Here is a 1,280-nt window from a genome sequence, read left to right as displayed (position 1 = left end):
TGATGAACGATCGTTAGTTTGTACTCTAAAGAATAAAGAGAAGAAATGGGAATAAAACGTGCGATATATCTTTGGATAAAAAAGCTCCATCTGCTGCCCTAACTTTAGATGAATGACAGGCAGAACCTAACACTCATATTAAGGACAGCAGATATATTGAGTTAAAGCCAGAGAGTATTTAGGGCAGAACCCATTATCACGATGTTAGCCACTCAATACGGAGCATAAAACAAAAAGTTTATGCAAGTATATGGAATAGATTTATCAAAGGAAAAGTTTGATGTAAACTTTCTTGATGTAAACGGAAAAGAAAAGCACAGAACAGTGAAAAATGAGTTTTCAGCGATATGTGGATTTCTCAGGGAGGTACCGATGGGATCAATCCTGTGTGCAGAGCATACGGGGACATATGGGGATGTATTGGTGTTCCTGTGCAACCAGTACGGGGTTGGCATAGCCCTTGTTCCGGGCTATACGGTCAGGCACAGCCTGGGTCTTGTAAAGGGGAAATCAGATCCGGTCGATGCATTCCGTTTACGGGAATATGGGGAACGGTTTAACGATAAGCTGTCGTTCCGGGAATACCAGGGAGAGCATATGTCGGAACTGCGGCAGCTTTATTCACTTCGCTCGCAGCTGGTCAAAGCCCGCAAGGAGCTCCGGACAGGGGCCCATGCAAGGGATCAGCTGCCGGTGCAGAGTGTAGCGGCCAACCTAATCCTAAAAGCCTCATTGGACGCACTTGATGATCAGGTGGAACAGGTTGAAAAGGAAATACGGGAGATAATTATGAATGATGGTGATTTTAAGGAGAATTACTCGCTATCAGTATCTGTACTGGGAGTTGGTCCTGTCATCGCAAGGGAGATGATCATCAAAACGGGAAACTTCAAGGTGATCGATACGGCCAGAAAGGCGGCCTCCTACGCAGGGGTATGTCCGTTCCCCAATAGCTCGGGCAATATGGTGGGAAAGTCCAGGACAAGTCCTTTTGCTGACAGAGCACTCAAAACGCTGCTGTATATGGGTGCAAAAGCGGCGGTTAAACACAATAAGGAATACCAGCTGTATTACCGGAAAAAGCAGCAGGAAGGAAAGCCCCATTTTCTAATCATGGACAATGTTATGAACAAATTATTAAGAACGGTCTACAGTGTGGTAAAGAACAGAACGCCATATTCAAGAGATTATATATGTCTGGATCCGAGAGAAAAAAATGTAAACAGCTCCGAAAAAAATGTGGCCTGAAAACTTGCAATTTAATAGAGTATATGAGTGAT

At 44.1% G+C, this 1,280-nt stretch carries 1 protein-coding gene; it reads left to right on the top strand.

Annotated elements, in window-relative coordinates; genetic code table 11:
• The first annotated feature begins 240 nt into the window (after positions 1-240).
• Positions 241-1,248 (top strand): IS110 family RNA-guided transposase, encoded by a 1,008-nt coding sequence (locus E0E36_RS27620; RefSeq protein WP_130858598.1) that lies wholly within the window; start codon positions 241-243, stop codon positions 1,246-1,248.
• Positions 1,249-1,280: the final 32 nt, after the last annotated feature.

The organism is Olivibacter jilunii (genome assembly GCF_900607235.1).
Taxonomy (GTDB): Bacteria; Bacteroidota; Bacteroidia; order Sphingobacteriales; family Sphingobacteriaceae; genus Olivibacter; species Olivibacter oleidegradans.
The sequence above is the reverse complement of the archived record's forward strand: the minus strand, read 5'-3'. Positions and strand labels throughout refer to the sequence as shown.

Bases quoted from the DNA above. Each gene is read 5' to 3' on its own strand.
- E0E36_RS27620 (WP_130858598.1), top strand. From the start codon at position 241: ATGCAAGTATATGGAATAGATTTATCAAAGGAAAAGTTTGATGTAAAC.